The organism is Bradyrhizobium sp. 2TAF36, assembly GCF_052114925.1.
Taxonomy (GTDB): Bacteria; Pseudomonadota; Alphaproteobacteria; order Rhizobiales; family Xanthobacteraceae; genus Bradyrhizobium; species Bradyrhizobium barranii.
The window spans coordinates 1-5,503 of the sequence record NZ_JBFRFR010000184.1 but is presented as its reverse complement, the minus strand read 5'-3'; the positions used below and the strand labels follow the sequence as shown (position 1 = coordinate 5,503).

Here is a 5,503-nt window from a genome sequence, read left to right as displayed (position 1 = left end):
CGAATCCGCGCAATCGTCTCCACGATCAGCATCCTCGACCACCTGCTTCATTCCAAAGCAGGCAGCGCAACAGACCAACCTATAGGGGGTCAATTTTGGACGCCGATCCCCCGGCTTAGGGGGTCAATATTGCAGGCCGAATGACAGTTCGTACGCAGAATCTTGGAATTAAATACAAAAAGCCACCGACCGGTTGGGATCAACAGTGACGGATCGGGACGACTTTCTTCAGAGGGACCTAGACATGACGAAGCGTAGCTCGAAACGTTCGCCAGAAAGCAAAGCTCGTATGGCGAAGCTGATGCGATCGCGCCGAGACGAGATAGGCAAGCGCAACAAAGAGCGGATGGCTGATCCGAAGATTGGACATCGTATCCGGGATGGGATGCAAGCTGCTTTCGTGAGGCAGCCGAGATTCAAATGCGCGGCTAGCCTGGATGGGAGCACGGCCATCAGCGCGACAAGGCTTTTGGTAGAGCTGACAAAAACTGCGGGCGATCAGTCGTGAGGACGAGAGTGTAGTCCCGGAAGGCGTTCGAGGCCCGGACCCATTTAGACTTTCATCCGACGAGGAGTCTGGATGGAAGTGACGCACCACCGCGACGGCGTTGCGTTCCTGCCACGATTTCGCCTCCGACTCGTCAGCTAATTCCTCAGTGTCGTACAGCGATTCGGGGCATCAGGTGCCTGATTTGAAACTCTGGAATAGGCTGACGCGCCGAGAGCAGCGAATAGTCGTCAAGCTGTTTGGGGGCGGGTCGACGCACAGCGACAGTCCGAACGAAACAGACAACTTAATACAGCTCGGCCTCATCAACGTGGATGGATTGACCTCCACGGGCGTCGAGGTGTTCATTGCCGCGTTCAAGGCGCAGCGTGAAGCACGCCAGGCAGAATTGACGGCGTAGAGCTAGCCGCGTTGCCGCGAACTGCGGGCCGGGCCGCAGTTGCGCCAATCCTCTATACGCGGCTCGAAAATCTGTTCATCGCGCTCAATGTTTGAATTCTTAGATCAATGTCCTGCAGATAAATGGTTGTTCTCAAGAATTCGACTTCTGCTGATTGGTGAGCTTCGTCAACATCGATGTACCAAGATCTCGGCCTTCCATCTGCGCCGTCGCTCCACCGGTAGCCTCGCCTTTTCAACGTGTCCTTAAGTTCGAAGGGCGATTGCTCTGCCCATATCCGAATTGTCTTGCGCCGAGCACGTTCGAGGAGAATAGCGAAAGCCGGCCCCTGGTTTGGGACGTTTGTGGCCAAGATTTCAATCAAAGCCCGACAATCGTCGATTGCGCGATGGGCTTGGTGAAAGAGGCCTACGCCGGCCAACAAGTAGCCTAGGCGCGATCCGTCAAATCCGTGTTTACGCCAGTCGATTTCCGTTGCAGAGCACGCCCACGGCTTGCGCTCGAACGCCGGCCAATAGCGCTCGGCAAATTTTCGATCAAAGTTTGCATTGTGGGCGACGATGATCAAAGCATCGGAGACAAACGCCGAAACCGCGTCCGGATCGATCCGATGCCCAAGGACCATTTCGTCCGTAATGCCCGTGAGCTCAGTGATCTCGATAGGAATAGGATTCTGAGGCTCGTTGAACGATGAAAATACGTCCGTGATTCGCGCAATTCTGTCATCTGGCAGATAGTCGAATTTCACCATTGCCAGCTCGATGATTTCGTCGTGCGCTGTATTCAGTCCGGTGGTTTCGACATCAAGCAAAATGCCAGTCTTTGTTGCCTGTCCATCGCATGAGGCGAATTCTGTCCGGGGCGTAAGCCGACGAAGGACCCRATAATCCGGGGACTTCGATAACATTTCGGCCATTGCCGTTAGATTGATCTCGTTCGACGTCATAGAATCAACCAAAAATCAGGCGGAAGCGCGCAAACACGATGAATGGTGCCTTTTTTTCCGGCTCGATCCAAGAGCTTGTCGATCAAACCCCCGAAGCCATTCTGGGGCATCTCGCCAAACTGAATCCCTTTGCATTGGATGCGCTGCAGCGCAACGCGTGGCTGAGCCAAATCGAGCTCGCGCGGGCTCAATTTCGTGGACTCGATGGTTGGATTGCATTTGAGTTTGCAATCCCACGCATGGGCAAGCGTGCCGATGTGGTCGTGACTACGGCGGGAATCGTTTTCGTCATCGAATTTAAGGTCGGCTCGGATCAGTTCGATGCGGCCGCCCTCGATCAAGTTGTCGACTATGCCCTTGACCTTAAGAACTTTCATGCCGGTAGCCATGAGCGGCGAATAGTGCCGATCGTTGTTGCGACGATGGCAGCGAACCCATCCTTCGATCTGGCATGGCAGAGTGACGGAATCTCAAGTCCGGTCAAATCGAATGGGGGCAATCTGCGGGAAATTTTAGGGCGTATCGTGCGTGAGATACCCAAGCAGGCTGAACTTGACGGCGCCCAGTGGTCGCGGACAGGTTATAAGCCGACACCCACAATCATTGAAGCCGCGCAGGCGCTCTACCAGGGGCATCGGGTCGAAGACATCACTCGTTCCGATGCCGGAGCGAAGAATCTAAGTCAGACGGCGGCAAGCCTTGCTGACATCATCGAGGATGCCAAGGCTCATCGGCGGAAGGCGATCTGCTTTGTCACGGGAGTGCCAGGTGCCGGAAAGACGCTGGCGGGCCTCAATCTCGTGACACTTCGCACGAAGGCCCACGAGGACGAGCATGCTGTCTTCCTCTCCGGCAACGGCCCCTTGGTGGAGGTGCTGCGAGAGGCACTCGCACGGGACCAGCATGCGCAATTAAAGGAACGCGGCGAGAAGAGCCGGAAGGCCGACGCGCTCCGGAAAGTCAAAAGTTTCGTGCAGAACATTATGCATTTCCGCGACAGCAACCTCGTCACCTCGGAACCTCCGATCGAGCGGGTTGCGGTGTTCGACGAGGCGCAGCGGGCATGGGACGCCAAGCATCTGGCGAACTTCATGAGTCAGAAGAAGGGGCAGACAAATTTCCAGATGTCTGAACCTGAGTTTCTCATCAGCGTCATGGACAGGCACGACGGCTGGTGCACGATCATATGTCTGATAGGCGGAGGACAGGAGATCAACGCCGGTGAAGCGGGCCTAACCGAATGGTTTTCCGCGCTCCAGCGAAGTTTTCGAAACTGGAAGGTCTATACGTCGGAACAACTAGCCCATCGAGACTACCATTGGGGGCAAGATCTACCGGCACTTCTGGCAGGGCTTGAGAGCGAATCTCTGCCGGCGCTTCATTTGGCGGTCTCTGTGCGATCGTTTCGTGCCGAAAAGCTCTCTGCGTTCGTTGGCGCGCTAGTCGCTGGGGAGGCCGAAGAGGCTAAAGCGCTTTACCAGGCGATTAAGGACACCTATCCGATCGTCCTGACGCGAGAGCTCGGCCACGCGCGGCAATGGCTTCGAGATCGTGGGCGGGGTTCGGAGCGCGTTGGTCTGGTGGCCTCGTCCGGCGCATCGCGCCTGAAGCCCGAGGGAATCAACGTTCACGAAAAGATCGAAGCAACGACATGGTTCTTGAACGGAAAAGATGATGTGCGCTCGTCCTACTATATGGAGGATCYCGCGACCGAGTTCGATATTCAGGGCCTGGAACTCGATTGGGTAGGGGTCTGCTGGGACGCTGATTTTCGGTCGGTCGACGGGAGGTGGCAGTTCTATCGGTTTGCCGGCACGCGATGGCAGAACGTCAATGATGACAACCGCAAGGTCTATCTGACCAACGCCTACCGTGTGTTGCTGACGCGCGCGCGACAGGGGATGGTAATTTATATTCCGAGGGGTGACTCGATCGACGCCACCCGTCCTCCAGCCTTCTACGATGGAACGGCGGCATTCTTAGCGGAGTGTGGGTTGCGGCTGCTTGATCGAAGAACCTGAGCCTGGCGAAGGTCGGTCACTGGCTGACTTCTGCCATAACATCTCATACCCGAATGAGATCAGATGTTCGCAAGCAAGCGGACGTATCGTCGACGCGGTTTCGCGGTCCATTAGTGAGCTGAACCGGCCCATCTGATCGAAAGCGCCAGAGCTCTGGACGATGGTAACGCCTGCCGTTTAAAACTATGCCGCAGTCTATTGATCGGGGACTTGGTGAATATGTTTGGGCATCGATTTGCATCGAGGATGCCGCATCCTATTCGACAAACGGACAGCCGAACCGAAATCCCAAAAACGCGGACTAGGTCGTCTTAGGGGTCTTCCGCCCGGCGGGAGTGGGAGCGACCAATATCGCTGTTGGGCGCGTAGCTCTCGAAGGACTTGAGAGATATTGGCAAGGGTCTCCATCACTTGAATCAGCTGAGCGCGGCTGGGAGCTACGCTTACAAATTGCTCAGGAGACATGCCGACAAGAACGGCATTTCCTTCGGCACGTCCCGGCAGTAGGCACCAAAGAACATTCTTCAAATGATCAGAGGATTCACTCGCGTCCACTCCTCGGAAATCGAATATCACGGGGACCGAGCTTTCAAGCCAAATCTTGGGAAGGCACTCTTCCGGGAATGCTAGAAGAAAGTGCCCGTTGATGATGGGTCTGTGCCTATCTATTCCTTTGAGAAATCGTGGATAGTCGCCCTTTAAGCGGGTGCCGTCGACGACCCATAGCATGTTCCCATAGAAACTCTCGCGCTCGGTCCGTTCCTTCGGGTCGAGATGCGAGTGCTGAAACTCGATCACGAGGCCGTGGCTGGTGCGGACATCTGCGACGTGACGTTCTCCCGATTGCCCGTCATGCAGGACGACCTCCTGGTGGTCGGCCGGAAAGCGGTTCTTCCAGGCACGGTGCCACTCAGTTTCCTTTTCCGCCCACGAGTCGCAATCCTGCATCCCCCGGTGGGCCCAGTGCCAGATTCTATATGAACCGCACTTGGCGATAACCTCACCGTTACAAGTCGGACACGTCGCTCTTCCGTCAGGAGAAGCTTCAACCCGTTGTCCGGCTGCAAGCGCATACTTCATTTGATCCAACTCTCCGGTGACGGATATCGTACGCGGAAGGGTTAGGAAGGCCAAGGCGACATGACGCCGCTTGTCCGGGCGCGCGCATTCGGAGGTGAGGCGTCGTGGCCCAGGCGACGGATTTGCAAAAGTTGCGTGGTTGTGTTGGGGGATTTCTGCGGACGTGGCGTCGTTGGTTGTCGGTCGCGATTTTGCGTGGAACGGCGGTGATGGCGCGTGGTGGTTCGGGGTGTGTCTGGCTGCAGGCGGATAGTGTTGCGATGCCGCGCGGGCGTGGTTAGCGCGGCACGCAGACCTGCATGTGGCCGGTTACCGGGTTGTAGTGGTTCTTGCCGTAGTCGGCGGGGGGCGAGAAGGGTTCGCTGCCGTTGCTTCGCGCGGATGTCCGGTTTTCATGGGCCGGCTCAACCGGTCGACGCAACACAGGCATTAAATCTCTCTGCTGGCGTTTCAAATTGCAAGGTCTCACGTGGTCGTTCGTTTAGCTGACGAGCCACTTTGTTCAGATGGGCTTGCGAATGCACCGACAAGTCGGTGCCCCCTTTGGA

5 protein-coding genes and 1 pseudogene are annotated in these 5,503 nt (G+C 56.5%); 3 read left to right on the top strand and 3 right to left on the bottom strand.

Features of this window, described 5'->3' with window-relative positions; genetic code table 11:
- Nucleotides 1-244 precede the first annotated feature (244 nt).
- Nucleotides 245-508, top strand: a complete 264-nt coding sequence (locus AB4Z51_RS44140; protein WP_354266913.1) for a hypothetical protein — start codon at nucleotides 245-247, stop codon at nucleotides 506-508.
- A 175-nt stretch (nucleotides 509-683) separates the two neighbouring features.
- Entirely contained in the window at nucleotides 684-908 is a 225-nt protein-coding gene (locus tag AB4Z51_RS44135; protein ID WP_354266914.1) for a hypothetical protein, read from the top strand.
- A gap of 52 nt (nucleotides 909-960) precedes the next feature.
- Here the strand turns inward: AB4Z51_RS44135 and AB4Z51_RS44130 are convergent, their stop codons facing one another.
- Nucleotides 961-1,854, bottom strand: a complete 894-nt coding sequence (locus tag AB4Z51_RS44130; protein WP_441499698.1) for a 3'-5' exonuclease — start codon at nucleotides 1,852-1,854, stop codon at nucleotides 961-963.
- 38 nt (nucleotides 1,855-1,892) lie between these two features.
- Between AB4Z51_RS44130 and AB4Z51_RS44125 the strand changes: the two genes are divergently transcribed.
- Entirely contained in the window at nucleotides 1,893-3,875 is a 1,983-nt protein-coding gene (locus AB4Z51_RS44125) for a DUF2075 domain-containing protein (RefSeq protein WP_441499697.1), read from the top strand.
- Nucleotides 3,876-4,070: 195 nt separating this feature from the next.
- On the opposite strand, the gene AB4Z51_RS44120 is transcribed toward AB4Z51_RS44125, so the two are convergent.
- Complete coding sequence (locus AB4Z51_RS44120) at nucleotides 4,071-4,955, bottom strand: competence protein CoiA (RefSeq protein ID WP_441499696.1); 885 nt, start codon at nucleotides 4,953-4,955, stop codon at nucleotides 4,071-4,073.
- Between the two features lie 404 nt (nucleotides 4,956-5,359).
- Nucleotides 5,360-5,503: pseudogene (locus AB4Z51_RS44115) on the bottom strand (IS30 family transposase); the annotation flags it as partial.

Bases quoted from the DNA above. Each gene is read 5' to 3' on its own strand.
- AB4Z51_RS44120 (WP_441499696.1), bottom strand. From the start codon at position 4,955: ATGAAGTATGCGCTTGCAGCCGGACAACGGGTTGAAGCTTCTCCTGAC.
- AB4Z51_RS44140 (WP_354266913.1), top strand. From the start codon at position 245: ATGACGAAGCGTAGCTCGAAACGTTCGCCAGAAAGCAAAGCTCGTATG.